Source organism: Streptomyces sp. NPDC127092 (assembly GCF_042722475.1).
Classification (GTDB): Bacteria; Actinomycetota; Actinomycetes; order Streptomycetales; family Streptomycetaceae; genus Streptomyces.
In genome coordinates, this window is record NZ_JBHXFE010000041.1 from 1 (window position 1) to 24,135 (window position 24,135).

General features: G+C 71.4%; 27 protein-coding genes. 11 read left to right on the forward strand and 16 right to left on the reverse strand.

The genetic code is table 11. The features are described 5' to 3' along the window. The coding region (locus tag ACFWJO_RS28495) for a hypothetical protein (protein WP_386869655.1) at positions 1–198 on the forward strand (198 nt) is incomplete at its 5' end. A gap of 172 nt (positions 199–370) precedes the next feature. Here the strand turns inward: ACFWJO_RS28495 and ACFWJO_RS28500 are convergent. Beyond that, the gene (locus tag ACFWJO_RS28500; protein WP_384413341.1) at positions 371–1,012 is read right to left on the reverse strand and encodes a DNA-3-methyladenine glycosylase; all 642 of its coding nucleotides are present in this window, start codon (positions 1,010–1,012) and stop codon (positions 371–373) included. A 104-nt stretch (positions 1,013–1,116) separates the two neighbouring features. On the opposite strand from ACFWJO_RS28500, the gene ACFWJO_RS28505 reads away from it, so the two are divergent. From ACFWJO_RS28505 to ACFWJO_RS28515, 3 genes are all read left to right on the forward strand, one after another. After that, positions 1,117–1,899, forward strand: coding sequence for a sporulation protein (locus ACFWJO_RS28505; protein WP_386869657.1), 783 nt, complete (start codon positions 1,117–1,119; stop codon positions 1,897–1,899). Positions 1,900–1,941: 42 nt separating this feature from the next. Beyond that, a complete protein-coding gene (locus ACFWJO_RS28510; RefSeq protein WP_386869659.1) occupies positions 1,942–2,475 on the forward strand; it encodes a YbhB/YbcL family Raf kinase inhibitor-like protein in 534 nt (177 codons plus the stop codon). A gap of 160 nt (positions 2,476–2,635) precedes the next feature. Then, positions 2,636–3,142: an HNH endonuclease gene (locus tag ACFWJO_RS28515; protein WP_128976739.1), complete on the forward strand. Its 507-nt coding sequence runs from the start codon at positions 2,636–2,638 to the stop codon at positions 3,140–3,142. A gap of 87 nt (positions 3,143–3,229) precedes the next feature. On the opposite strand, the gene ACFWJO_RS28520 is transcribed toward ACFWJO_RS28515, so the two are convergent. The 4 genes from ACFWJO_RS28520 to ACFWJO_RS28535 form a co-directional block, all read right to left on the reverse strand. Then, positions 3,230–4,003: a sulfite exporter TauE/SafE family protein gene (locus ACFWJO_RS28520; RefSeq protein ID WP_386869661.1), complete on the reverse strand. Its 774-nt coding sequence runs from the start codon at positions 4,001–4,003 to the stop codon at positions 3,230–3,232. Between the two features lie 91 nt (positions 4,004–4,094). Continuing rightward, positions 4,095–5,045 (reverse strand): SPFH domain-containing protein, encoded by a 951-nt coding sequence (locus tag ACFWJO_RS28525; RefSeq protein WP_384413326.1) that lies wholly within the window; start codon positions 5,043–5,045, stop codon positions 4,095–4,097. Between the two features lie 96 nt (positions 5,046–5,141). After that, entirely contained in the window at positions 5,142–5,570 is a 429-nt protein-coding gene (locus ACFWJO_RS28530; RefSeq protein ID WP_384413323.1) for an NfeD family protein, read from the reverse strand. 78 nt (positions 5,571–5,648) lie between these two features. Continuing rightward, a complete protein-coding gene (locus tag ACFWJO_RS28535) occupies positions 5,649–6,446 on the reverse strand; it encodes an ABC transporter ATP-binding protein (RefSeq protein WP_384413320.1) in 798 nt (265 codons plus the stop codon). 134 nt (positions 6,447–6,580) lie between these two features. Between ACFWJO_RS28535 and ACFWJO_RS28540 the strand changes: the two genes are divergently transcribed. Then, complete coding sequence (locus ACFWJO_RS28540) at positions 6,581–7,369, forward strand: hypothetical protein (RefSeq protein ID WP_386869664.1); 789 nt, start codon at positions 6,581–6,583, stop codon at positions 7,367–7,369. Positions 7,370–7,537: 168 nt separating this feature from the next. Here the strand turns inward: ACFWJO_RS28540 and ACFWJO_RS28545 are convergent, their stop codons facing one another. The 3 genes from ACFWJO_RS28545 to ACFWJO_RS28555 form a co-directional block, all read right to left on the reverse strand. Next, positions 7,538–7,783 carry a chaplin gene (locus tag ACFWJO_RS28545; RefSeq protein WP_386869665.1) on the reverse strand — a complete coding sequence of 82 codons (246 nt, stop codon included), beginning with the start codon at positions 7,781–7,783 and terminating at the stop codon, positions 7,538–7,540. Positions 7,784–7,912: 129 nt separating this feature from the next. Beyond that, positions 7,913–8,563, reverse strand: a complete 651-nt coding sequence (locus tag ACFWJO_RS28550) for a response regulator (protein WP_384413312.1) — start codon at positions 8,561–8,563, stop codon at positions 7,913–7,915. Then, positions 8,556–9,701, reverse strand: coding sequence for a GAF domain-containing sensor histidine kinase (locus tag ACFWJO_RS28555; RefSeq protein WP_386869668.1), 1,146 nt, complete (start codon positions 9,699–9,701; stop codon positions 8,556–8,558). The genes ACFWJO_RS28550 and ACFWJO_RS28555 overlap by 8 nt, the downstream gene beginning before the upstream one ends. Positions 9,702–9,944: 243 nt before the next feature. Between ACFWJO_RS28555 and ACFWJO_RS28560 the strand changes: the two genes are divergently transcribed. From ACFWJO_RS28560 to ACFWJO_RS28570, 3 genes are all read left to right on the forward strand, one after another. Further along, positions 9,945–10,643, forward strand: a complete 699-nt coding sequence (locus ACFWJO_RS28560) for an SDR family NAD(P)-dependent oxidoreductase (protein WP_386869669.1) — start codon at positions 9,945–9,947, stop codon at positions 10,641–10,643. Further along, on the forward strand, positions 10,640–11,716 hold the full coding sequence (locus ACFWJO_RS28565; RefSeq protein ID WP_386869671.1) for an S-adenosylmethionine:tRNA ribosyltransferase-isomerase: 1,077 nt from the start codon (positions 10,640–10,642) through the stop codon (positions 11,714–11,716). Before ACFWJO_RS28560 ends, ACFWJO_RS28565 begins: the two co-directional genes overlap by 4 nt. Positions 11,717–12,006: 290 nt before the next feature. Beyond that, a complete protein-coding gene (locus ACFWJO_RS28570; protein WP_386869673.1) occupies positions 12,007–12,759 on the forward strand; it encodes a transglycosylase SLT domain-containing protein in 753 nt (250 codons plus the stop codon). Positions 12,760–12,842: 83 nt separating this feature from the next. Here the strand turns inward: ACFWJO_RS28570 and ACFWJO_RS28575 are convergent, their stop codons facing one another. Then, entirely contained in the window at positions 12,843–15,404 is a 2,562-nt protein-coding gene (locus ACFWJO_RS28575) for an FHA domain-containing protein (RefSeq protein ID WP_386869675.1), read from the reverse strand. A 341-nt stretch (positions 15,405–15,745) separates the two neighbouring features. Between ACFWJO_RS28575 and serB the strand changes: the two genes are divergently transcribed. Beyond that, positions 15,746–16,993 (forward strand): phosphoserine phosphatase SerB, encoded by a 1,248-nt coding sequence (gene serB / locus ACFWJO_RS28580; protein WP_384413294.1) that lies wholly within the window; start codon positions 15,746–15,748, stop codon positions 16,991–16,993. Positions 16,994–17,147: 154 nt separating this feature from the next. On the opposite strand, the gene ACFWJO_RS28585 is transcribed toward serB, so the two are convergent. From ACFWJO_RS28585 to ACFWJO_RS28600, 4 genes are all read right to left on the reverse strand, one after another. Next, positions 17,148–17,666, reverse strand: coding sequence for a SixA phosphatase family protein (locus ACFWJO_RS28585; protein WP_386869677.1), 519 nt, complete (start codon positions 17,664–17,666; stop codon positions 17,148–17,150). Between the two features lie 35 nt (positions 17,667–17,701). Next, complete coding sequence (locus ACFWJO_RS28590; protein WP_386869679.1) at positions 17,702–17,905, reverse strand: hypothetical protein; 204 nt, start codon at positions 17,903–17,905, stop codon at positions 17,702–17,704. A gap of 157 nt (positions 17,906–18,062) precedes the next feature. Beyond that, positions 18,063–18,179, reverse strand: coding sequence for an SGM_5486 family transporter-associated protein (locus tag ACFWJO_RS28595; RefSeq protein ID WP_384413285.1), 117 nt, complete (start codon positions 18,177–18,179; stop codon positions 18,063–18,065). Positions 18,180–18,196: 17 nt separating this feature from the next. Continuing rightward, entirely contained in the window at positions 18,197–19,549 is a 1,353-nt protein-coding gene (locus ACFWJO_RS28600) for a CynX/NimT family MFS transporter (protein WP_386869681.1), read from the reverse strand. Between the two features lie 63 nt (positions 19,550–19,612). Between ACFWJO_RS28600 and ACFWJO_RS28605 the strand changes: the two genes are divergently transcribed. After that, positions 19,613–20,308, forward strand: a complete 696-nt coding sequence (locus ACFWJO_RS28605; RefSeq protein WP_386869764.1) for a FadR/GntR family transcriptional regulator — start codon at positions 19,613–19,615, stop codon at positions 20,306–20,308. Here the strand turns inward: ACFWJO_RS28605 and ACFWJO_RS28610 are convergent. The 3 genes from ACFWJO_RS28610 to fabG all read right to left on the reverse strand — a co-directional run bounded on the left by ACFWJO_RS28610 (position 20,296) and on the right by fabG (position 22,368). Then, positions 20,296–20,694 (reverse strand): hypothetical protein, encoded by a 399-nt coding sequence (locus ACFWJO_RS28610; RefSeq protein WP_386869683.1) that lies wholly within the window; start codon positions 20,692–20,694, stop codon positions 20,296–20,298. The two genes, ACFWJO_RS28605 and ACFWJO_RS28610, sit on opposite strands and share 13 nt — an antisense overlap. A 176-nt stretch (positions 20,695–20,870) precedes the next feature. After that, positions 20,871–21,647 carry an enoyl-ACP reductase FabI gene (gene fabI / locus ACFWJO_RS28615; protein ID WP_386869685.1) on the reverse strand — a complete coding sequence of 259 codons (777 nt, stop codon included), beginning with the start codon at positions 21,645–21,647 and terminating at the stop codon, positions 20,871–20,873. Positions 21,648–21,651: 4 nt separating this feature from the next. Continuing rightward, positions 21,652–22,368, reverse strand: coding sequence for a 3-oxoacyl-[acyl-carrier-protein] reductase (gene fabG, locus ACFWJO_RS28620; RefSeq protein WP_386869686.1), 717 nt, complete (start codon positions 22,366–22,368; stop codon positions 21,652–21,654). 186 nt (positions 22,369–22,554) lie between these two features. On the opposite strand from fabG, the gene ACFWJO_RS28625 reads away from it, so the two are divergent. Continuing rightward, positions 22,555–24,087, forward strand: a complete 1,533-nt coding sequence (locus ACFWJO_RS28625) for a TldD/PmbA family protein (RefSeq protein ID WP_386869688.1) — start codon at positions 22,555–22,557, stop codon at positions 24,085–24,087. Positions 24,088–24,135: the final 48 nt, after the last annotated feature.

A 24,135-nucleotide genomic window follows, 5' to 3' on the forward strand; every position in this document is an offset into this window, starting at 1 on the left:
GCGTTGATTTTTGGCACGCTGTTGAGTTCTCAAGGTGCGGACGCTTCCTTTGTACTCACCCTCGCGGGCTTTCCTCCGGGCGCTTCCTTCGTTCTCGCGTTTCCGACTCTATCAGATCTTTCCGATCCGATTTCCTCGGTGCTTTCCGGTCCCTTTCGCTTTCGCTTTCGGGCCCTTCCGGCGTGTCCACTACTTTAGCGGATTTCCCTGGCGGCTCATAATCGAGCCATTTGGAACAGATTTCGGCATGCCGAAACAGGCCCCGTTGGGAGATCGTTCTGAGTAGTTGGATGACCGCTCCCGGGAGGCTTCAGTGAGCACTGCCCGTCTCAAGCGGCTCGGGCTACATTACGCACCTCAGGAGGCCGAGTCAAGACGACCGCTTGCGTGGCACGTGAGCGCGGTACGGGCTCACCGTGTGGTCGCCGTCGATCCAGAAGCGCCAGGGGTGCGGGGCGCCTTCGCCGCCCACTCCCGTACGGGGGCCGGTGCGGATCTGTTCGGGTGCGGGCGGGGTGCCCGTGAGCACGGCAAGAGGGGCGTCGGGGCCGGCGCAGGCGTCGGTGCCGTTCATCGTGCGGGCCACGTCCAGGGCGGTGGCCAGACGGGCCGGGCCCTTGGCGAGCTCGGAGTCGTAGCGGGCGGAGAGCCGGCGCTTTCTGGCCTGCTCGGCTCCCGTGAGGATCTCCCCCGCGCGCAGGAGTACTCCGCTCGCCTCGCCCTCTGGGCCGCACACCAGGTTCAGGCAGTGCCACATGCCGTAGGTGAAGTAGACGTACGCGTGTCCGGGCGGTCCGAACATGACGGCGTTCCTGGGGGTGCGGCCGCGGAAGGCGTGGGAGCCCGGGTCGAAAGCGCCGGCGTACGCCTCCACCTCGGTGAGGCGCAGCTCCATGCGGCCCTCCGGGGAGTTCCGTACGAGGGTGCGGCCGAGCAGGTCGGGGGCCACCTCCAGGACGGGCCGGTCGAAGAAGCTCCGCGGGAGCGGCGTACGGTCGGGGCTCTCGCTCATGGCGTCCGAGCGTACTGGGGGTCCGTCGGGGACGGTCAGGAACCGGCTACGGTCGTCACGCGTATGTAGGGGTCAGGACAGCGCAGGACTGTAAGGAGTCGTCGATGGGGTTCAAGAAGCTGCTCGCGAGCCTTGGTGCGGGCGGAGCGTCGGTGGAGACCGTGCTCACCGAGGAGAACGTGGTTCCGGGCGGTGTCGTCCAGGGTGAGGTGCGGATCCAGGGCGGTTCGGTCGCCCAGCAGATCGAGGGTCTGTCCGTCGGGCTGCAGGCCCGGGTCGAGGTCGAGGGCAACGACCAGGAGTACAAGCAGGACATCGAGTTCCTGAAGGTGCGACTCGGCGGGGCCTTCGAGGTGCAGGCGGGGGCGGTGCACGTGGTGCCGTTCGGTCTGGAGATCCCGTGGGAGACGCCGGTCACCGCGATCGCGGGCCAGCAGCTGCGCGGGATGCACATCGGCGTGACCACGGAGCTGGAGATCGCCCGTGCGGTGGACTCGGGCGACCTGGACCCGATCAACGTGCACCCGCTGCCGGCGCAGCAGGCGATCCTGGACGCCTTCATCCAGCTGGGCTTCCGGTTCAAGAACGCGGACATGGAGCGCGGTCACATCCGGGGCACGCGGCAGAAGCTGCCCTTCTACCAGGAGATCGAGTTCTTCGCGCCGCCTCAGTACCGGGGTCTGAACCAGGTCGAGGTCAGCTTCGTCGCGGACGACCGGGAGATGGACGTCGTCCTGGAGATGGACAAGAAGCCGGGTCTGTTCGTCGAGGGCAGCGACTCGTACCGGGCGTTCACGGTGGGGCTGCACGACTTCCACACGACCGACTGGGCGGCGTATCTGAACCAGTGGCTCGCCGAGGTCGGCGGCCGTCGCAACTGGCTCTAGGCTCGGCCCGGTAAGGCCGGTCAGCGATACGGAGGTTCAGACGTGGCCGAGGGCAAGAGGGCACCGCTTCCCCATGACTTCCACCCGCCGGTGGCGTCGTTCACGGTGGTGAGCGACGACGTCGTCGAGGGCGGGGTGCTGAAGGACGCGCAGGTGTACGCGGCGGGGAACACGTCGCCGCAGCTGCGCTGGGAGGGCTTCCCGGCGGGGACGAAGAGCTTCGCCGTGACGTGCTTCGACCCGGACGCGCCGACCGGCAGCGGGTTCTGGCACTGGGTGCTGTTCGACATCCCGGCGTCGGTGACCGAGCTGCCCGCCGGTGCGGGTTCGGGCTCGTTCGAGGGACTGCCGGCGGGTGCCGTGCACGCGCGGAACGACTACGGCTCGAAGGACTTCGGCGGGGCCGCTCCGCCGAAGGGCGACGGGCCGCACCGGTACGTGTTCACGGTGTACGCCGTGGATCAGGAGAAGCTGGGTCCTGACGCGGACACCTCGCCCGCCGCGGTCGGCTTCAACCTGCGCTTCCACACCCTGGGGCGTGCGCAGCTGGTGGCGGAGTACGAGAACCCCGCGTAAGGCTGATCGTTCGCTTGTTGTTTGCCCGCTTCTGGTCTTGGAGAGATCAGAAGCGGGCATCTTTCTTTACGCGGATATTGCGTTGTCCTACCCGGCGCGCCCGGCCAGAGTTGATCCAAGCCCGCCACGGGGGTGGGCCGGCACACGGGAGGTGGGCAACATGCGGGACACGCTGGTACTGAACGCGAGCTTCGAGCCGCTTTCGACGGTCACACTCAACCGTGCGGTGGTGCTTGTCCTGCAGGACAAGGCCGTCGTGGAGCAGGAACACCCCGGTCTTCGTGTGCGGGCCGCGGCCGTGGACATGCCGGTGCCGAGGGTGATCAGGCTGTGCAGGTACGTACGGGTGCCGTTCCGAAGACAGGCCCCGTGGTCGAGGCGGGGTGTGCTGGTGCGGGACCAGCACCGGTGCGCGTACTGCGGGAAGCGCGCCACGACCGTGGACCACGTGGTGCCGCGGGCGCAGGGGGGCGGGGACCACTGGCTGAACACGGTCGCCTCGTGTGCGGAGGACAACCACCGCAAGGCGGACCGGACGCCGGAGCAGGCGGGGATGCCGCTGCTGCACCAGCCGTTCGTGCCGACGCCGCAGGACGCGATGCTGCTGGCGTTGAAGGCGGCCGAGCGGTCGGAGCTGCCGGACTGGCTGGCCGGGCAGGCCGCGTAGACCGCGTGGACCGCGCATGAGATCTTCGCGTGCGGCGTGAGGGCCCGTCCCCTGTCAGGGGGCGGGCCCTTCGTCATGCGGTCGTCGTCAGTTCAGGGTGAGTTGGAGGATGGCGACGATGCCGACGGCGATGATCACTCCGCGCAGGACGGTGGGCGGGAGGCGCCTGCCGACCTTGGCGCCGATCTGGCCGCCGATGGTGGAGCCGACGGCGATGAGGAGGACGGCGGTCCAGTCGAAGTCGGCGACGAAGAGGAAGAAGACGGCGGCGACTCCGTTGACGACGGCGCCGAGGATGTTCTTGACGGCGTTGATGCGCTGGAGGCTGTCGTGGAGCAGCAGGCCCATCAGCGAGATGTAGAGGACGCCTTGGGCGGCGCCGAAGTAGCCGCCGTAGATGCTGGCGAGGAAGAGTCCGACGAGGAGGGCGGCACCTCCGTCGGGGTGGGCCTCGGTGCCGCTGGCCTCGCGGCGGCGCTGGACGGCGGCGGCGATGCGGGGCTGGAAGAGGACGAGGACCAGGGCGATGCCGATGAGGACGGGGACGATCGCGTCGAAGGCCTCGGAGGGCAGGGCGAGGAGCAGGATCGCGCCGACGAGTCCGCCGAGGAGGGCGGCGCCGCCGAGGCGGAGGACGCGGGTTTTCTGGCCCTTGAGTTCGCTGCGGTAGCCGATGGCTCCGCTGATGGATCCGGGGACGAGGCCGAGGGCGTTGGAGACGTTCGCGGTGATGGGTGGGAGGCCGGTGGCGAGGAGGACCGGGAACGTGATGAGCGTTCCCGATCCGACGATGGTGTTGATGGTGCCTGCGGCGGTGCCGGCCGCGAAGACCGCGAGCATTTCCCAGATGGACAAAGCCATCTCCTAACGGGTTCGGTGAGTCGCCTCCCCGCTCCGGGGTCGCCGGGGTCGAGGGGCTCGCACCGATCATGCACGAGGTTACGTGTACGTGTCAGTCAACGGTGGGTTCTTCGCGGCGGGCGGGGATGTCGGCGGAGGGGGCGCCCTTGGTGTTGAAGCCGGGGACGCCGGGTGCGACGTTGCCGAAGGCGCCGGAGAGGCCCTTGAGGGCGTCGCCGATCTCGCTGGGCACGATCCAGAGCTTGTTGGCGTCGCCTTCGGCGATCTTCGGGAGCATCTGGAGGTACTGGTAGGAGAGCAGCTTCTGGTCGGGGTCGCCGGCGTGGATGGCCTCGAAGACCGTGCGGACGGCCTGGGCCTCGCCCTCGGCCTTGAGGGCGGCGGCCTTGGCCTCGCCCTCGGCGCGCAGGATGGCGGACTGCTTCTCGCCCTCGGCGGTGAGGATCTGCGACTGGCGGATGCCCTCGGCGGTGAGGATGGCGGCGCGCTTGTCGCGGTCGGCGCGCATCTGCTTCTCCATCGAGTCCTGGATGGAGGTGGGCGGTTCGATCGCCTTGAGCTCGACGCGGTTGACGCGGATGCCCCACTTGCCGGTGGCCTCGTCGAGGACTCCGCGGAGGGCGGCGTTGATCTCCTCGCGGGAGGTGAGGGTCCGCTCCAGGTCCATGCCGCCGATGATGTTGCGGAGGGTGGTGACGGTGAGCTGCTCGATGGCCTGGATGTAGCTGGCGACCTCGTAGGTCGCGGCGCGGGCGTCCGTCACCTGGTAGTAGATGACGGTGTCGATGTTGACGACCAGGTTGTCCTGGGTGATGACCGGCTGCGGCGGGAAGGGGACGACCTGTTCGCGCAGGTCGATCCGGTTGCGGATGCGGTCGATGAACGGGACGACGATGTTCAGTCCGGCGTTGAGCGTGCGGGTGTAGCGGCCGAAGCGCTCGACGATGGCGGCGCTCGCCTGCGGGATGACCTGGATCGTCTTGATCAGGGCGATGAAGACAAGCACCACCAGAATGATCAGGACGATGATGACTGCTGACATCGCGTTCCCTGTGCCCTTCGCTGCCGGTTGATAGACCAGATGATGATCTCGATGATCGAGTTTCCCAGACCGCGCGGGGTCATGGGCGAGGTTCGGTCACATCACGACGGCGGTCGCTCCGTCGATGTCGACGACGTCGACCTGTTCTCCGGGTTCGAAGCTGAGTCCGGAGTCGAGGGTGCGGGCGGACCAGACCTCGCCGGCCAGCTTGATGCGGCCTCCGTTGCCGTCCACCCGTTCCAGGACGACGGCTTGACGGCCTTTCAGGGCGTCGACGCCGGTGGCGAGTCCCGGTCGGCCGTCGCGGTGCCGGGCGGCGATGGGGCGCATCACGGCGATGAGGGCGACGGAGACGACGGCGAAGACGACCACCTGGGCGACGACACCGAAGCCGAGGGCCGCGGTCACCGCTCCGGCGACGGCGCCGACGGACAGCATGCCGAACTCGGGCATCGCGGTGAGGACCAGGGGAATGCCGAGCCCCACCGCGCCGATCAGCCACCAGATCCATGCGTCGATGTCCACATGGTCATGGTAGGGCGGTGGGGTCTCCGGTGACAGGGCGCGACTCTGTGCGGTAGTTGCGCCGGGTTGGCCGGTCGGCTACTTGAGCGGAAGACCCTGGGCGGTGTAGCGGTCGCCGACGTGCTCGACGATGAGCGGCAGGCCGAAGCAGCGGGAGAGGTTACGGGAGGTCAGCTCGGTCTCCATGGGACCGGCGGCGAGGACCTTGCCCTGACGGATCATCAGGACGTGGGTGAAGCCGGGCGCGATCTCCTCGACGTGGTGGGTCACCATGATCATGGAAGGCGCGAACTGGTCGCGGGCGAGCCGGCCGAGGCGGCGGACCAGGTCCTCGCGGCCGCCGAGGTCGAGCCCGGCGGCGGGCTCGTCGAGGAGCAGCAGCTCGGGGTCGGTCATCATCGCGCGGGCGATGAGGGTGCGCTTGCGCTCGCCCTCGGAGAGGGTGCCGAACCTGCGGTCCAGGTAGTCGCTCATGCCGAGGCGGTCGAGGAAGGCCTTGGCGCGCTCCTCGTCGACCGGGTCGTAGTCCTCGTGCCAGGTGGCGGTCATGCCGTACGCGGCGGTGAGGACGGTCTGGAGGACGGTCTGGCGCTTGGGCAGCTTCTCCGCCATGGCGATGCCGGCCATGCCGATGCGGGGGCGGAGGTCGAAGACGTCGGTGCCGACGCCGCCGAGGCGCTCGCCGAGGACGGTCGCGGTGCCCTTGGTCGGGAAGAGGTAGCTGGAGGCGATGTTGAGGAGGGTGGTCTTGCCCGCCCCGTTGGGGCCGAGGATGACCCAGCGCTCGCCCTCCTTGACCGACCAGGAGACCTCGTCCACCAGAGCGCGTCCGTCGCGGACCACGGATACGTCCACCAGCTCCAGTACATCGCTCATGAGCGCGTTGTCTCCCCTTGCGGTCGAGTCGTGTCGTCGCCTTCGCCTGTGGGCGCGGCGTCCAGGGAAAACCTACGCCACCGGTGGGCCGGGCCGGTCCCTAGGGCCTTCCTTTTGTCCCTACGCTGGGGGGCATGCTTTCGGAACCACGCTCAGGACGTCTCGCCGCCTGGGGCAATGCCCTGCTGGCCGGGGCGGTGTCGCCGGACGATGCGGCGCAGGCCATTGTCGGACAGGACGCGGTACACCGCGTCGAGGGACTGCCGGGCGAGGCGGGGCCGGTGGGGCTGACGCTGGCGCTGGGGCGGCTGCGGCGGCTCGGGGTGACCGGGTGGCGGGTGGCGCTGCCGGCGCCGGGGCATCCGCTGGGACTGAGCGGTCCGCCGGAGTTCAACGCGCGGGCGGTCGAGGCGGAGGAGGCGGTGGTCGGTTTCGGCGCGCCGTACGGTCTGGTGCCGGAGGTCTCGGAGGTGGGGCCGGCGGGCGATCTGCACGTGGAGGTGGTCTGGCACTGCCTCCCGGTGCGGGAGGCGCCGCCGGCGGACGTGCCGTCGCTGGGTGAGGCGGAGCGGGAGCTGGCGGAGGCGCTGCGCGAGGCGACGACGGTGCTGACCCGGCTCGACGTCGCCGCATCCGGCCCCGCGGCGGACGCGGCCCGCGACGCCTACCGGGCCCGCGCGGAGGCGGGCCGCGAGATCCTGGCCCCCGGCTATCCGCCCCGAGCGGTCCGCGTCCTGGAGCTGGCCCAGCGCGTCGGCCTCCTCGTCGACCTCGCGTACGACGGCCACGGCGGCGCGGTGAGCGCGGCGGAGATGTCGGCGCGGGGTGCGGCCCTGCGGCCGGTGGAGCGGGTGGCGCGGCGGGCGCAGGTCGCCGCTTACAACGCGTACGTGGAGGAACGGGAGCGGGAGCGGGGCTTCTAGCTTCCGGGCCCGGGCCGGCCGCCGCGGCGGGGCGAAGCCCGGGAGGCGCCGTGGCGCCGAGCGGTGCGAGCCGCGCGTCGAGGGGCAGGGGCGCAAAAGTCGAGGGGCAGGGATCGCAAAAGGCCCGGCCCCCGGGGGATCGTCCGGGGGCCGGGAGTGTTGCGGGCGTCAGTGGTTGACGGCGCCGTTGCCGAAGGCCGGGTTGAGCAGGCCGACCACGTTGACCGTGTTGCCGGAGACGTTCACGGGGACGTGGACCGGGGCCTGCACCAGGTTGCCGGAGGCGACGCCCGGCGAGTTGAGGGCCTGCCCGTGGGCGTGCGCACCGCCGTGGGCGGAGGCGACACCCGCACCGGCGGCGACGATGCCTCCGGCGACCATGGTCAGGGCGGCGGCCTTCTTGAGGTTGTTCACTTCGGGATCCTCCTGGTCATCGCTGCGGCCGGTCCGCCGCAGCACGCCTTGAAGAACGCCGCCGCCCCCGCCGGGTTGCGCCGAACGGGGGACATACACACGACGGTATGAAAAAGGGAACGGCCGTGCCTACGGGGTCAGGCCGTGCCGTACGGCCCAGAGCGCGGCCTGGGTCCGGTCGGCGAGGTCCAGCTTCATGAGGATGTTGGAGACGTGCGTCTTGACCGTCTTCTCGGAGAGGACGAGCGCGCGGGCGATCTCCCGGTTGGACCGGCCGTCCGCGATCAGGCCGAGGACCTCCCGCTCCCGCTCGGTCAGCGTGGAGCCGCGGCCCGTCCCGCCGCCTCCCTGCCCGTGCTCGTCCTGACTGAGGAGGGCCTCGGCGACCTCGGCCTGGAGCAGGACGTGCCCGGCGTGGACGGAGCGGATGGCGGCCGCCAGCGCGTCCGGGTCGATGTCCTTGTGGACGTAGCCCCGCGCGCCGGCGCGGAGCGCGGGCACGACCGTGCGCTGCTCGGTGAAGCTCGTGACGACGAGGACGCGGGCCGGGTTGGCCAGCTCGCGCAGCCGGCGCAGCGCCTCGATGCCGTCGGTGCCCGGCATCTTCACGTCCATGAGGACGACGTCCGGCCGCAGCTCCTCCGCGTGGGCGACGCCCTCGGCGCCGTCGGAGGCCTCCCCCACGACCTCTATGTCCTCCTGCACCTCCAGGAAGGTGCGCAGACCGCGGCGGACGACCTGGTGGTCGTCCACGAGCAGCACGCGGATCTTCTCAGCCACCGGGGACCTCCATCTCGATCGTGGTGCCCCGCCCCGGGGCCGATGTCACGGTGAGGCTGCCGCCCACGCCGCCGGCCCGGTCGCGCATGGACACGAGGCCGAGGTGGCGGCCGGCGCTGCGGACGGTCGCCGGGTCGAAGCCCGTGCCGTCGTCGGTGACGGTGAGCCGGGCGCCCTGGCCGCTGCGGGTGAGGGCGACGGTGACGAGCCCGGCGCCGGAGTGCCGCAGGGCGTTGTGCAGGGCCTCCTGGGCGACCCGGAGCAGCGCTTCCTCCTGGGCGGCGGGCAGGGCGCGGACGCCGGCGCCCTCGAAGGTGACGCGGGCGCTGTGCGCGCGGTCGAGGACCTGGATCTGGGTGCGCAGGGTGTGGACGAGGCCGTCCTCGTCGAGGGCGGCGGGCCGCAGCTCGACGACGGCGGCGCGCAGCTCGTCGGCGGCCTCGGCGGCGAGCGCGGCGACCTGCTGGAGCTCGCCCTTGGCGCGGTCGGGGTCGCGGTCCACGAGGGCGGCGGCGGCCTGGGCGGTGAGCCGCAGGGAGAACAGCTTCTGGCTGACGGCGTCGTGCAGCTCGTGGGCGAGCCGGGAGCGCTCCTCGGCGATGGTGAGCTCGCGGCTCCGCTCGTACAGCCGGGCGTTGGTGAGCGCGATGGCGGCGTGCTGGGCGAGGAGGGTGAGCAGCTCCTCGTCCTGTGCCGTGAAGCCGCAGCTGCCGCTCTCCTTGGGGCAGCGCTTGTTGGCGAGGAAGAGGGCGGCGAGGATCTCGTCGCCGTCGCGGACGGGCAGGCCGAGGAAGTCGGACATCTCGGGGTGGGCGGCGGGCCAGCCCTCGAAGCGCGGGTCCTTGCGGACGTCGGCGAGCCGCTCGGGCTCGGCCTTGTGCAGCATGGCGGCCAGGATGCCGTGCTGGCGGGGCAGCGGGCCGATGGCGCGCCACTGCTCGTCGGTGACGCCGTCGACGACGAACTGGGCGAAGCCCCCGTGGTCGTCGGGGACGCCGAGCGCCGCGTACTCGGCGTCGAGGAGCTCGCGCGCGGAGGCCACGATCGTCTTGAGGACGTCGCGGACCTCCATCTGGCGGTTCATCGCCAGCAGGGCGCTGCTCACGGCGGCGAGGCCGGAGCTCGGTCGATGGCTCATGTGTTTCACCGTACCGGTGGGATGTGACGGTCCGTATCCGCCTGTGGACGGCGGAGGACCGGGACCGGGGGCCTAGGTCCAAGTTCCCTGGCGGGTCGGGGCCCCGGGACGAGGCGGCGGGGCGGGGCGGGTCACGAGGCTGGAGGGCATCGGGCGCCGGATCGCGGCGCCCGGAAGCCGTGCCGAAGCCGGACCGTGCCGAAGCCGGACACCGTGCGGAAGCCGCAAGCAAAGGGGACGGACATGCCTGTCGCGATCGTCACGGGGGCTTCGAGGGGTCTGGGGCGCGCCCTGGCGGCGGGGCTCGCCGCGCGGGGCTGGGATCTGGTGCTCGACGCCCGCGGCGCCGCAGCGCTGGAGGAGAGCGCGGAGGCGGTGCGCGCGCTCGGCGCGCGGGTGCTGGCCGTGCCTGGGGACGTGACGGATCCCGGGCACCGGGCGGAGCTGGTGGCGGCGGCGCGGCAGCTCGGTGGTCTCGATCTTCTGGTGAACAACGCGGCGGTCCTGGGTGCCGCGCCGCTGGTGCCGCTGGGCAGCCACTCCCTGGACGGCTTCCGCGCGGCCCTGGAGGTGAACGTGGTGGCGCCGCTGGGGCTGCTGCAGGAAGCGCTGCTGTCGCTGCGCGAGGCGCCGGCCGGGGCGGTGGTCAACCTGAGCTCGGACGCCGCGGCGGAGCCGTACCGCACGTGGGGCGCGTACGGGGCGACGAAGGCGGCGCTCGACCAGTTGTCGGCGGTCCTGGCGGTGGAGGAGCCGGGGCTGCGGGTCTGGTGGGTGGACCCGGGCTCGATGCGGACGGACATGCTGGCCGCGGCGGAGCCCGACGAGGACCTGTCGGGCACGCCCACGCCGGACGAGGTCGTTCCGGTCTTCCTGCGGCTGCTCGACGAGCGGCCCGCTAGCGGCCGGTACGCGGCGCCTGCCTTCCTGGAGGTGCGATGACGCTGATGACGCGGGTGCCCGCGGAGCTGTCGGCCCGGGTGCCGGCCGAGCAGCGGGGTCCGGGGCGGGGCCGGGACGACGTACGACTGCTCGTGTCGCGGGGCACCGAGGTGACGCACCGGGCGTTCCGGGAGCTGCCGGGGCTGCTGCGGGCGGGGGACGTGCTGGTGGTGAACACGTCGGCGACGCTGGCGGCGGCGGTGGACGGGCGGCTGGGGCCCGAGCCGGGAGGTGTGCCGGTGGTCGTGCACTTCTCGACGGAGGGTGACGACGGCCGGTGGGCGGTGGAGCTGCGGGAGCCGGACGGGGCGGGGACGACCCGGCCGCGGGCGGGCGGGCCCGCGGGGGCGGTGGTGCGGCTGCCGGGCGGCTCCCGGCTCGTGCTCGACGAGCCGCTCGTGGCGGGGGCGGCGCGGCTGTGGTGGGCGCGGCCGGACGCGGACGTGCCGGCGCTGCTGTCGGGGTACGGGCGGCCGATCCGGTACGGGTACACGGAGCGGGACCAGTCCCTGGCCGCGTACCAGACGGTGTTCGCGCTGCCGTCGCCCGACGGGCGGGGTTCGGCGGAGATGCCGAGTGCGGGCCGGCCGTTCACGGCGCGGCTGGTGGCGGAGCTGGTGAGCCGGGGGGTGCAGTTCGCTCCGGTCGTCCTTCATACGGGGGTGGCGTCGGCGGAGGCGCACGAGCCGCCGTACCCGGAGCGCTTCGAGGTGCCCGCGTCGACGGCGTGGCTGGTGAACGCGGCCAGGGCCGGCGGGGGCCGGATCGTCGCGGTGGGCACCACGGCGGTCCGGGCGCTGGAGTCGGCCGTGGCGGAGGGCGTGGTGCGCGGTGCGGCGGGGTGGACGGATCTCGTCGTGACGCCCGAGCGCGGGGTGCGGGTCGTGGACGGGCTGCTGACCGGGCTGCACGAGCCGGAGGCCTCGCATCTGCTGATGCTGGAGGCGGTGGCGGGGCGGCCCGCGCTGCGGCGGGCGTACGCCGCCGCGGTGGGCGCGCGCTACCTGTGGCACGAGTTCGGGGACGTCCATCTCCTCCTCCCGGAGGAGGGCCCTCACCGTGTGCATTGCTGATGCAACTCGCGGTGAGGTTGTTACATGACCGATGTGAGCCCGCGCATAGGACCCACATCACTTACGACTCGCCCTAGTGGATACCTAAAGGCGAGATGAGCGCCGCCGGAACTGGTCCTGGACCGGTCCGGCGGCCCGCGCGTGGGGGCCCTGATCCACTACCCGGGATCGTACGTCACACCTTTGCCACGAGATTTTGCTGCCGCTAAGAATTGCGTCCGTCGCCGCCGAGCAGGCGCAGCGCCGCCCCGGCCCGAGCGACCCCCAGCGATTCGAAGAGGTAGTCCTGCATGTCTGCGAACACCCCTGGCCACAGTCGTGGTCTGAAGAAGACCCACAAGGCCGCGATCGCCGGCGTCGCCGCTCTGAGCGCCGCGGCGCTCGGCCTCTCCCTCGTCCAGGGCAACGGCGGTTCCACCGAGGTGGAGCCCCAGGCCCTGGCCCACACCCAGCAGGTCGCGTGGGCGTACGACGCGAACAGCCCGCAGGCGAAGGCGCTCGCCGCCAGCCTGGACCAGCAGACCTCGGCCTTCGCCCTCAAGGCGAAGCAGGAGGCCGACGCCAAGGCCAAGGCCGCCGCCGAGGCCGCGAAGAAGCAGGCCGCCGCGAAGGCCGCCGCCGCCAAGGCCGCCGCCGCGAAGAAGAAGGCCGAGGCCGAGGCGAAGAAGCGCGCCGCCGAGAAGGCCGCCGCCAGCCGCGCCGCCGCCCGCAAGCCGGTCTTCGCGAACAACCTCGACGGCTGGATCCGCGAGGCGCTGTTCATCATGGACAAGCACAACATCCCGGGCACGTACAACGGCATCTACAAGAACGTGATGCGCGAGTCCAGCGGCAACCCGCGGGCCATCAACAACTGGGACATCAACGCCATCAACGGCGTGCCGTCCAAGGGTCTGCTGCAGGTCATCTACCCGACCTTCAAGGCGTACCACATCCCCGGCACCAAGTTCGACCAGTACGACCCGGTCGCCAACATCGTCGCCGCCTGCAACTACGCGGCCGACCGCTACGGCACCATCGACAACGTCAACAGCGCGTACTGATCCGGCCACGACCGGTCCGGCGCAGACATGCCGAAGGGCGGCACCCGTGCGGGTGCCGCCCTTCGGGCGTGGGCCGGGAGGCCTTACTTGCGCATGACCTCGGGCTCGTGGCGGCGCAGCAGCCGCGCGACGAGGAAGCAGCAGACGGTGGCCATGAGCAGCTGGATGCCGAGGTCCAGGCTCCACTGGCCGACCGTGTGCTCCCACAGCGGGTCGGTGTTCAGGGGGTCCTTGTGGTCCCACGGCGGCATCAGGTGCGCCAGGTCGAGCGTGGTGCCGGCGCCGGCGATGCCCCAGCGCGAGGGCATCAGCCAGGCGAACTGCTCCAGGCCGGGCGAGCCGTAGACCTGGAAGAGGATGCCGGTGAACACGACCTGGATGATCGCGAACATGACGAGCAGCGGCATGGTCTTCTCGGCGGTCTTCACCAGCGAGGAGATGACCAGGCCGACCATCATCGAGGTCAGGCCGAGCGCGATGACCTGGACGCAGAGCTCGACGGCCGGCGGCATGAACAGGCCCTCCTCCGGCAGCTCGCGGGTGGAGAAGCCGATGCCGCAGATGATCACGCCCTGGAAGGCGGTGATCAGGCCGAGCACGATGACCTTGGACATCAGGTACGCGGAGCGGGACAGGCCGGTGGCGCGCTCCCGCTCGTAGATGACCCGTTCCTTGATCAGTTCTCGTACGGAGTTGGCGGCGCCCGAGAAGCACATGCCGACCGCGAGGATCAGCATGATGGTGCCGGCGTCGCCGTTGAAGCGGGACGGCGGCTTGGGCTTGCCGAGGCCGAAGTCGGCCGGGATGACCACGGACACCGCGCCGAGCACGGCCGGGAGGATCACCATGAGGGCCAGGAAGCCCTTGTCGGAGGCGATCACCGACACGTAGCGGCGGATCAGCGTCCACAGCTGGGAGCCCCAGCCCTGCGGCTTGGGCGGGCGGGCGAGCGCCTGCTGCGCCTGGTGCGGCAGCTGGACCGGCTGCGCGGCGACGGCGTCGATCTCCGCCGCGTACATCTGGTAGTGCTGCGAGCCCTTCCAGCGGCCCGCCCAGTCGTAGTCGCGGTAGTTCTCGAAGGCCGAGAAGACGTCGGCCCAGGTGGAGTAGCCGAAGAAGTTCAGCGCCTCCTCCGGCGGGCCGAAGTACGCCACCGAGCCGCCGGGCGCCATCACGAGCAGCTTGTCGCACAGGCCGAGCTCGGCCACCGAGTGGGTGACGACGAGGACCGTGCGGCCGTCGTCGGCGAGGCCGCGCAGCAGCTGCATGACATCGCGGTCCATGCCCGGGTCGAGGCCGGAGGTCGGCTCGTCCAGGAAGATCAGCGAGGGCTTGGTGAGGAGCTCCAGCGCGACGGAGACGCGCTTGCGCTGGCCACCGGAGAGGGAGGTGACCTTCTTCTCCTTGTGGATGTCGAGCTTGAGCTCGCGCAGCACCTCGTCGATCCGGGCCTCGCGCTCGGCCTCGGCGGTGTCGCCGGGGAAGCGGAGCTTGGCCGCGTAGCGCAGCGCCTTCTGGACGGTCAGCTCCTTGTGCAGGATGTCGTCCTGCGGGACCAGACCGATGCGCTGGCGCAGCTCGGCGAACTGCTTGTAGAGGCTGCGGTTGTCGTAGAGGACGTCGCCCTGGTCGGCGGGCCGGTAGCCGGTGAGCGCCTTGAGGAGGGTCGACTTGCCGGAGCCGGAGGGGCCGATGACGCCGATGAGCGACTTCTCGGGGACGCCGAAGGTGACGTCCTTGAGGATCTGCTTGCCGCCTTCGACCGTCACCGTGAGGTGGCGGGCCGAGAAGGAGACCTCGCCGGTGTCGACGAACTCCTCGAGCTGGTTGCCGACGATCCGGAAGGTCGAGTGACCGACGCCCACGATGTCGTTGGGGCCGATGAGGACCGTGCTGCCCTTGGCGATCGGCTGACCGTTGACGTACGTGCCGTTGTGCGAGCCGAGGTCGCGGATCTGGAAGCGCCCGTCGGGCGTCGCGTGGAACTCGGCGTGCAGGCGCGAGACCTGGAGGTCGGAGACGACCAGCTCGTTCTCCAGCGCACGACCGATGCGCATCACCCGGCCGAGGTTGAGCTCGTGGAAGGTCGTGGGGCTGCGGTCGCCGTGCATCGGCGACGCGCCCTGCGGGCCCGCCTGCGGCACGGCCTGCTGGTGCGGGACCTGCGGCGGCGCCTGGTGCGGCTGCTGCTGCCAGCCCTGCTGCGGGGCGTGCTGCGGCGGCGCCTGGTGCTGCGGCGGGGCCTGGTGGGTCATCTCCTGATGCAGCCCGTGGTGGGCGGGCTGCTGCGCGGCGTGCGGCGCCGCCTGCTGGTGCGGCACCTGCTGCTGGGCCGGCGCGCCGGCGGCGGCGAGGTTCAGCCGCGGGCCGTCGGTGGCGTTGCCGAGGTTGACGGCCGAGCCGGGCCCGATCTCCACCTGGTGGATCCGCTGGCCCTGGACGAACGTGCCGTTGGTGGAGCCGTGGTCCTCGATGACCCAACTCCGGCCGCCCCAGCTGATGGTGGCGTGTCGCCACGAGACCCTGGCGTCGTCGATCACCAGGTCGCCCTGGGGATCACGGCCAAGGGTGTACGACCTGGACGGATCGAGGGTCCAGGTCCTTCCATTCAATTCCAGTACGAGTTCTGGCACTCCATGCCCCACTACTTGTCCCCCGATGCACCCCCGTCGTCGGGAGCCCAGGGATGGTGAACATCCTGGGGAACTATTTCAGGCCCCGGCCCGTATTCGAAAGTCGGGCCGCGTGAAGAGCTTGCGCATGCCGGACAGATCACGTACGCCCGACCGCCGCCGGACTCCGGACACGGCAGCCGGCACGGCCGTCGGCGCTGCCCGGGGCGCACCGCCCGTCCGCCGGAAGCGCCGACCGCGGCGCTCGCCCGTGTCCTGGAGGCGCGCCTGTGGCCGGTCTGCGGCCAGGCGGGTGTCCGGCAGGCGGGACGGGGGGTGGAGTGGCACCCGGTGCCCGATACGGTGGAAGCACCATGAGCGCATCGCAGACCCCAGACGTTCCCACCACGGGCGTGCCCGCCTCGGACGTTCCGACTCTCCTCGTCAAGATCTTCGGGAAGGACCGTCCCGGGATCACGGCAGGACTCTTCGACACCCTCGCCGCTTACTCCGTCGACGTCGTGGACATCGAACAGGTCGTGTCCCGCGGCCGGCTCGTCCTGTGCGCGCTCGTCACCGAGCCGACCGTCGCAAGCCAGGGCGAGCTGCGGGCGACCGTGCACAGCTGGGCCGAGTCCATGAAGCTGCAGGCCGAGATCATCTCCGGCACCGGTGACAACCGGCCGCGCGGCGAGGGCCGCTCGCACGTCACGGTGCTCGGCCACCCGCTGACCGCCGAGCAGACGGCGGCCATAGCGGCCAGGATCGCGGAGGCCGGCGGCAACATCGACCGCATCTTCCGGCTCGCCAAGTACCCGGTGACGGCGGTCGAGTTCGCCGTCTCCGGCTGTGAGACGGAGCCGCTGCGCACCGCGCTCGCCACCGAGGCCCACTCGGTCGGCGTCGACGTGGCCGTGGTCTCCGCCGGGCTGCACCGCCGGGCCCAGCGGCTCGTGGTCATGGACGTCGACTCGACGCTGATCCAGGACGAGGTCATCGAGCTGTTCGCGGCGCACGCCGGCTGCGAGGACAAGGTCGCCGAGGTGACGGCGGCGGCGATGCGCGGCGAGCTGGACTTCGAGCAGTCGCTGCACGCCCGTGTGGAGCTGCTCGCCGGTCTCGACGCGTCCGTGGTGGACAAGGTCCGCGACGAGGTACGGCTGACGCCCGGGGCCCGGACCCTGATCCGCACCCTCAAGCGGCTCGGCTACCAGGTGGGCGTCGTCTCCGGCGGCTTCACCCAGGTCACTGACGACCTCAAGGAGAAGCTGGGCCTCGACTTCGCCCAGGCGAACACCCTGGAGATCGTGGACGGCAAGCTGACCGGCCGGGTGACCGGGATGATCGTGGACCGGGCGGGCAAGGCGCGGCTGCTGCGCCGGTTCGCCGAGGAGGCCGGTGTGCCGCTGGCACAGACGGTCGCGATCGGTGACGGTGCGAACGACCTGGACATGCTGAACGCGGCCGGGCTCGGCGTGGCCTTCAACGCGAAGCCGGTGGTGCGCCGGGCCGCGGACACCGCCGTCAACGTGCCGTTCCTGGACACCGTGCTGTACCTCCTGGGCATCACCCGCGAGGAGGTCGAGGCGGCCGACGGCGGGACGGGCGAGCTGCTGCACTAGGGCCCGTCCGGCTGGACCAGGGCCTGTCTGCTGCACCAGGGCCTTGTCCGGCCCTGATCCGCCGGGCTGGCCCTGGCCCGGTACCCCCGGTACGGAGAGGGGCCCGGTCGTCGGAGGACGGCCGGGCCCCTTCGCGTACGGGCGAGAGGGTTGCTCAGTCGTGCGGCGTCCAGAAGTCGACCAGGGCGGCCACGCCGGGCTCGACGGACTTCCAGGTGCCGTCGAAGGCGAGGACGGCGAAGGCGGAGGTCGGGAAGCCGGAGCGGTTCATACGGGCCTGGGCGTCGCCCTCGGCCTCGCCGGCGAGGATCTCCGCGAGGCCGTGCATCCCGGGGTTGTGACCGATGAGCAGCAGGTCGTTGACGCTGTCCGGGGTCTCGTTGATCACGGCGATCAGCTCGCCGGGCGAGGCCTCGTAGATCCGCTCCTCGTACACCGTCTTCGGGCGCTCGGGCAGCTCCTGGACGGCGAGCTTCCAGGTCTCCCGGGTCCGCACGGCGGTCGAGCAGAGGGCGAGGTCGAAACCGATGCCGGTGTCGGCGAGTCTGCGGCCCGCGACGGGGGCGTCGGTGCGGCCACGCTCGGCGAGCGGGCGCTCGTGGTCGGAGGTCTGGGGCCAGTCCGCCTTGGCGTGTCGGAGCAGCACGATCCTGCGGGGTGTGTCGACGCTCATGCTGGACAGCTTCGCATGAAACGGCCCGGGTTGACTCAGGGAGAGAGCGTCTGCTGGAGGTGCTGCAGGATGCCGCCGATGCCCGGGTCACCGCCCGCCGCCTGGGCGTCTCCCGACCCGGTGATGAGCAGGAAGAGGGCGACGAACGCGGCCACGGGAAGAGCGAGTGCCCACCAGGGCAGCCGGGTGTCGACGCCGGTCCGCCGGACCTGTGCACCGGTGTGGGTTCGCGCCGTCATGGCCGCCTCCGTGGGATGGGATCGCCGCGTTTTCCGCGGTGACACCAACGTACGGAGCGGAACGGCTCCGGCCCATCAGGTGATCCACCCACTTGACCCTGACACTCACCCCCTAGGGGATGGGGGGACAGCCCTACCCCCGGGAGGGAACTGGAGGTCAGGGGGAGGCGATGGACGCGATGACGGCGATGACGACGGTGATGCCGATCATCGCGCCGAAGACCATGAGGAGCTTCTTCTGGCCGTTCGGGGGGTTCGGTTCGAGTACGGGCATGGGATCAGTCTCGCATCTCAGCATTCGTCCTCGACGGTCCGGTCCCTGCCCGCGAGGGAGCCGACGATCATCTGCGGGATCATCAGGCCGCCCATGAGCGCGACGGGCAGGCCCCAGCCGCCGCTGTGCTGGTAGAGGACGCCGACGAGGAGCGGGCCGGGGATGGAGATGAGGTAGCCGACGCTCTGGGCGAAGGCGGAGAGCCGCACGACGCCCGCGCCGGTGCGCGAGCGCATGCCGATCATGGTGAGGGCCAGCGGGAAGGCGCAGTTGGAGACGCCGAGGAGCAGGGCCCAGAGCCAGGCGCCGCCGGCCGGGGCGAAGTAGAGGCCGGTGTAGCCGCCGAGGCCGCACAGGCCGAGGGCGACGACGATGGGGCCCTGGTTACGCATCCGGGTCGCGAGGCCGGGGATGACGAACGCGAGCGGCACGCCCATGACCATGGTGACCGCGAGGAGCACGCCCGCCGTGGAGGCGGGGACGCCGGCGTCGCGGAAGATCTGCGGCATCCAGCCCATGGTGATGTACGCGCCGGTGGCCTGGAGGCCGAAGAAGCAGGCGAGGGCCCAGGCGGTGCGGCTGCGGGTGATGCGGGGCGCGGGCTCGGCGGCACCGCGTGCCCCGTCGCCGCGCTGCGCCGGGACGGCGCCGCCACCCTGCGCCGAGACCTTGTCGCCGCCGCCCTGCGCAGGGCTGCCGCCGGCCGGCGCCGCTCCGGTGGCGCGGGAGCGCAGCAGCGGGAGCCAGGGCAGGACGGCGAACGCCGCGAGGACCGCCCAGACGCCCAGGCCGAGGCGCCAGTCGCCGCCGAGCAGATCGGTCACCGGCACGGTCGCGGCGGCGGCCAGGGAGGTGCCCAGGGCGAGGGCCATGGAGTAGAGGCCGGTCATGCTGCCGATGCGGTCCGGGAAGTACGTCTTGACGAGGACCGGCATGAGGACGTTGCTGAGCGCGATGCCCATGAGGGCGAGGGCGCTCGCGGCGAGGAAGGCCGGGGTGCCGCCGGCGAAGGAGCGCAGCACCAGGCCCGTGAGGATCGCGGCCATGCCGGCGCACACCACGGCCACGGGGCCGAAGCGGCGGGCGAGGCGCGGGGCGGCGATGCCGAAGACGGCGAAGCACAGCGGCGGTACGGAGGTGAGGACGCCGGCCACGGTGCCGCTCATGTGGAGGCCCGCGCTGACCTCCTCGAGCAGCGCGCCCAGGCTGGTGATGGCCGGGCGGAGGTTGAGGGCGGCGAGGACGAGCCCGACGGCGACCAGCCGGGTCACCCAGCGGGCGGGGCCGGAGGCTGCGGGAGAATCGGCGGCGCCCGTGGCGCGCGGCTGCTTCCCGGCGGTCGGGGTGAGGGTCTGGGGCTCGTCACGCATGGGCCCATCATAGAATCATGGGATGATTGGTTGTCCAATCTCGAACGAATGGGTAGGTGCAGCATGGCCCTCGGCCATCCCCGGCGCAGCGGGCTCTCCGACCAGGTGATCTCCCAGCTGCGGAACCAGATCACCTCGGGCGAGTGGCCGGTCGGCACCCGGATCCCGACCGAGCCCGAGCTGGTGGAGCAGCTCGGGGTGGCGCGCAACACCGTCCGCGAGGCGGTGCGGGCCCTCGCCCACAACGGACTGCTCGACATCCGCCAGGGCTCGGGCACCTATGTGGTGGCGACCAGCGAGCTCGCCGGGGTGATGCACCGCAGGTTCGCCGGCTCCGACCCCCGGGACGTGGCCGAGCTGCGCTCCACCCTGGAGTCCTCGGCCGCCCGGCTCGCCGCGCGGCGCCGCACCGACCGGGACCTGAAGCAGATCGACGCACTGCTGCTGCGCCGCGAGGCGGTGTGGGCCACCGGCGACGCCGAGGAGTTCGTGACGGTGGACGCGGCGTTCCACCACGCCGTCGTGGTGGCCTCGCACAACGAGGTGCTGACCGAGCTCTACGCGGACCTGGGACACGTGCTGCGTGACTGGCTGCGCGGCGACGTGGGCCGGGAGCTGCGGCCGGAGAACCACATGGACCACGCGCGTCTGGTGGAGGCGATCCGCGAGGGCGACGCCGAGCGGGCGGCGGCGGAGGCGGCGAGCTATCCGTTCCTGTGCCTCAGGAGCCCGGCGCCGGCCGCGCCTCAGGAGCCCTGAGCGGCCGGCTCGTGGGTGATCCAGGCCGAGCGGACCTCCTTCCAGCAGCGGCCGGTCACCTGGGCGTAGTCGGCGGGGCCGACCTCGACGGGGGCGCTGTCGGAGTCCACGTCCCACCAGCGGTCGCACTCCACGTGGAGCCGGACGCGGTCGGTGCGCGGATAGGGGTTCTGGCAGTGGGCGGTGACGGTCGAGCCCTGGACGAGGGTGCGGCAGGAGGCGCCGAAGTTCTCGGGTTCCGCGGCCGCCGGGGCGGTGGCGGGGACGTCCTCCCGGGGAGCGGGTGCCGCACGGACCTCGGCGGCGACGCCGAGAGCGGTGAGGCCCGCGAGGAGTGCGGCGGCCGAGGCGACTGCGGCGAACGGGTGGTGCTGCGACCCGCGCATGTCCGCACCTCCTCCCCATCAGTAGCCGGAACATCACGCTCTGACCCAGTCTGATGCGATTCGCCCGACTTTTCGACTCGGGGCGCCGGAAGCCCCGTACAAAGCCACGAGGGCCGTGCCACCGCTCCCCCGAGGAGCAGGCGCACGGCCCTCGCGAGCCCTACGGAAGACGGGCGTCAGGCGCCGATGGCGTGCAGGCCGCCGTCGACGTGGACGATCTCGCCGGTCGTCTTCGGGAACCAGTCGGAGAGCAGCGCCACGATGGCGCGGCCGGCCGGCTCCGGGTCGGACAGGTCCCACGTGAGCGGGGAACGGCTGTCCCAGACGCTGGCCAGGTCCGAGAAGCCCGGGATGGACTTCGCGGCCATCGAGCCGAGCGGGCCGGCCGAGACCAGGTTGCAGCGGATGTCCTGCTTGCCGAGGTCGCGCGCCATGTACCGGCTGGTGGCCTCCAGGGCGGCCTTGGCCGGGCCCATCCAGTCGTACTGCGGCCAGGCGAACTTCGCGTCGAAGGTGAGGCCGACGACCGAGCCGCCCTCGCTCATCAGCGGCAGCAGCGCCATGGTCAGGGACTTCAGGGAGAAGGCCGAGACGTGCATGGCGGTGGCCACGGACTCGAACGGCGTGTTGAGGAAGTTGCCGCCGAGCGCGTCCTGCGGGGCGAAACCGATGGAGTGGACGATGCCGTCCAGACGGTCGCCGAGGTGCTCGCGGACCTGGCCCTCCAGACGCGCCAGGTGCTCGTCGTTGGAGACGTCGAGCTCCAGGACCTTCACCTTGTCGGGCTGGGGCAGCTTCTTGGCGATGCGCTCGGTGAGCGTCGGCCGCGGCCACGCGGTGAGGATGATCTCCGCGCCCTGCTCCTGAGCCAGCTTGGCGGCGTGGAAGGCGATGGAGGACTCCATCAGCACACCGGTGATCAGGATGCGCTTGCCCTCGAGAATTCCGCTCATGTGATCAGTGACCCATGCCCAATCCGCCGTCAACCGGGATGACGGCTCCAGTGATGTACGAGGCGTCGTCCGAGGCGAGGAACTTCACCGTGGCGGCGATCTCCTCCGGCTGCGCGTAGCGGCCCAGCGGAACCTGGGAGACGATGCCGGCGCGCTGCTCATCGGTGAGCACCGCGGTCATGTCGGTGTCGACGAAACCGGGCGCGACGACGTTGAAGGTGATGTTGCGCGAGCCGAGCTCCCGGGCGAGGGACCGCGCGAAACCGACCAGACCCGCCTTGGAGGCGGCGTAGTTCGCCTGGCCCGCCGAGCCGAGCAGGCCGACGACGGAGGAGATCAGCACGACGCGGCCCTTCTTGGCGCGCAGCATGCCGCGGTTGGCGCGCTTCACGACCCGGAAGGTGCCGGTGAGGTTGGTGTCGAGGACGGACGTGAAGTCCTCCTCGGACATGCGCATGAGGAGCTGGTCCTTGGTCACGCCGGCGTTGGCCACGAGGACCTCGACCGGGCCGTGCTTCTCCTCGATCTCCTTGTAGGCCTGCTCCACCTGCTCGGAGTCGGTGATGTCGCACTTGACGGCGAGGAAACCGGCCTTCTCGAGCTCCGCCGGGTCGCCCGAGCGGTACGTGATCGCGACCTTGTCGCCGGCCTCGGCGAACGCGCGGGCGATGGCGAGGCCGATGCCCCGGTTGCCTCCGGTGACGAGAACCGAGCGGCTCAACGGATCACCCTTTCGATAGCGGTCTGGTATGCCGAAAACCTATCGGTCCCTTCCGGGATACGGAGAATCGGGCCCTGACAGTGGCGTCCGGGCGTCGCTGTCGGGTCCCTACAGAAAGGCCTGGGCATCACGCCCGAAAGCACGACATGATCGGAGGCGACCGGTCTCACACGACAGGAGACAGCTGTGCAATCTGGGACCCATTCCCTCGACGAAGCCTTCACCCAGCTTCCGTTGCGGGCGCTGGCCGACGCGGCGCTCGCGCGGGCTCGGGCGCTCGGCGCCGAGCACGCCGACTTCCGCCTGGAGCGGGTGCGCAGCGCCGCGTGGCGGCTGCGGGACGCCAAGCCCTCGGGCTCGTCGGACACCACGGACCTCGGCTACGCGGTGCGGGTGGTGCACGGCGGCGCGTGGGGCTTCGCGTCCGGGGTGGACCTGACCATGGACGGGGCCGCGCGCGTCGCCTCGCAGGCGGTCGCCATGGCGAAGCTGTCGGCGAAGGTGATCGCGGCGGCCGGATCGGACGAGCGGGTCGAGCTCGCCGACGAGCCGGTGCACGCGGACAAGGTGTGGATCTCCTCGTACGAGATCGACCCGTTCACCATCTCCTCCGAGGAGAAGACCGGGCTGCTCGCCGAGTGGAGCGCCCGGCTGCTGCGCGCGGACGGCGTGGCGCACGTGGACGCCTCGCTGCTCACCGTCTTCGAGAACAAGTTCTACGCGGACACGGCGGGCACCGTCACCACCCAGCAGCGGGTCCGGCTGCACCCGCACCTCACGGCCGTCGCCGTGGACCCCACCAGCGGCGAGTTCGACTCGATGCGGACGATCGCGCCGCCGGTCGGCCGGGGCTGGGAGTACCTGACGGGGACCGGCTGGGACTGGGACAAGGAGCTGGACGAGATCCCCGAGCTGCTCGCGGAGAAGATGCGGGCGCCGAGCGTCGAGGCCGGCCGCTACGACCTGGTCGTGGACCCGTCCAACCTGTGGCTGACCATCCACGAGTCGATCGGCCACGCCACCGAGCTGGACCGGGCCCTCGGCTACGAGGCGGCGTACGCGGGCACCTCCTTCGCCACCTTCGACCAGCTGGGCAAGCTGGCGTACGGCTCCTCGATCATGAACGTGACCGGTGACCGGACCGCCGAGCACGGGCTGGCGACCATCGGCTACGACGACGAGGGCGTCGAGGCGCAGTCCTGGGACCTGGTGAAGGACGGCACGCTCGTCGGCTACCAGCTCGACCGCCGCATCGCGAAGCTGACCGGCCTCGGCCGCTCCAACGGCTGCGCCTTCGCCGACTCGCCCGCCCACGTGCCGGTGCAGCGGATGGCCAACGTGTCGCTCCAGCCGGACCCGGGCGGTCTGTCGACGGAGGACCTGATCGGCGGCGTGGAGCGCGGCATCTACGTGGTCGGCGACCGCTCCTGGTCGATCGACATGCAGCGCTACAACTTCCAGTTCACCGGGCAGCGCTTCTTCCGCATCGAGAACGGCCGCCTGGCGGGCCAGCTGCGGGACGTCGCGTACCAGGCGACGACCACCGACTTCTGGGGCTCCATGGAGCAGGTCGGCGGCCCCCAGACGTACGTCCTCGGCGGCGCGTTCAACTGCGGCAAGGCCCAGCCGGGCCAGGTCGCCGCGGTCTCCCACGGCTGCCCGTCCGCCCTGTTCCGGGGTGTGAACATCCTCAACACGACGCAGGAGGCCGGTCGATGAACGCGCGCCACAACCTTTGCTGGGGGTCCGGGGGTCGTCCCCCGGGTA

Excerpts from the sequence above, each read along its gene's own strand:
- ACFWJO_RS28500 (WP_384413341.1), bottom strand. The coding sequence starts at position 1,012 with ATGAGCGAGAGCCCCGACCGTACGCCGCTCCCGCGGAGCTTCTTCGAC.
- ACFWJO_RS28505 (WP_386869657.1), top strand. The coding sequence starts at position 1,117 with ATGGGGTTCAAGAAGCTGCTCGCGAGCCTTGGTGCGGGCGGAGCGTCG.
- ACFWJO_RS28515 (WP_128976739.1), top strand. The coding sequence starts at position 2,636 with ATGCGGGACACGCTGGTACTGAACGCGAGCTTCGAGCCGCTTTCGACG.
- ACFWJO_RS28520 (WP_386869661.1), bottom strand. The coding sequence starts at position 4,003 with ATGGCTTTGTCCATCTGGGAAATGCTCGCGGTCTTCGCGGCCGGCACC.
- ACFWJO_RS28525 (WP_384413326.1), bottom strand. The coding sequence starts at position 5,045 with ATGTCAGCAGTCATCATCGTCCTGATCATTCTGGTGGTGCTTGTCTTC.
- ACFWJO_RS28535 (WP_384413320.1), bottom strand. The coding sequence starts at position 6,446 with ATGAGCGATGTACTGGAGCTGGTGGACGTATCCGTGGTCCGCGACGGA.
- ACFWJO_RS28540 (WP_386869664.1), top strand. The coding sequence starts at position 6,581 with ATGCTTTCGGAACCACGCTCAGGACGTCTCGCCGCCTGGGGCAATGCC.
- ACFWJO_RS28555 (WP_386869668.1), bottom strand. The coding sequence starts at position 9,701 with ATGAGCCATCGACCGAGCTCCGGCCTCGCCGCCGTGAGCAGCGCCCTG.
- ACFWJO_RS28560 (WP_386869669.1), top strand. The coding sequence starts at position 9,945 with ATGCCTGTCGCGATCGTCACGGGGGCTTCGAGGGGTCTGGGGCGCGCC.
- ACFWJO_RS28565 (WP_386869671.1), top strand. The coding sequence starts at position 10,640 with ATGACGCTGATGACGCGGGTGCCCGCGGAGCTGTCGGCCCGGGTGCCG.
- ACFWJO_RS28570 (WP_386869673.1), top strand. The coding sequence starts at position 12,007 with ATGTCTGCGAACACCCCTGGCCACAGTCGTGGTCTGAAGAAGACCCAC.
- serB (WP_384413294.1), top strand. The coding sequence starts at position 15,746 with ATGAGCGCATCGCAGACCCCAGACGTTCCCACCACGGGCGTGCCCGCC.
- ACFWJO_RS28585 (WP_386869677.1), bottom strand. The coding sequence starts at position 17,666 with ATGAGCGTCGACACACCCCGCAGGATCGTGCTGCTCCGACACGCCAAG.
- ACFWJO_RS28590 (WP_386869679.1), bottom strand. The coding sequence starts at position 17,905 with ATGACGGCGCGAACCCACACCGGTGCACAGGTCCGGCGGACCGGCGTC.
- ACFWJO_RS28595 (WP_384413285.1), bottom strand. The coding sequence starts at position 18,179 with ATGCCCGTACTCGAACCGAACCCCCCGAACGGCCAGAAGAAGCTCCTC.
- ACFWJO_RS28600 (WP_386869681.1), bottom strand. The coding sequence starts at position 19,549 with ATGCGTGACGAGCCCCAGACCCTCACCCCGACCGCCGGGAAGCAGCCG.
- ACFWJO_RS28605 (WP_386869764.1), top strand. The coding sequence starts at position 19,613 with ATGGCCCTCGGCCATCCCCGGCGCAGCGGGCTCTCCGACCAGGTGATC.
- ACFWJO_RS28610 (WP_386869683.1), bottom strand. The coding sequence starts at position 20,694 with ATGCGCGGGTCGCAGCACCACCCGTTCGCCGCAGTCGCCTCGGCCGCC.
- fabI (WP_386869685.1), bottom strand. The coding sequence starts at position 21,647 with ATGAGCGGAATTCTCGAGGGCAAGCGCATCCTGATCACCGGTGTGCTG.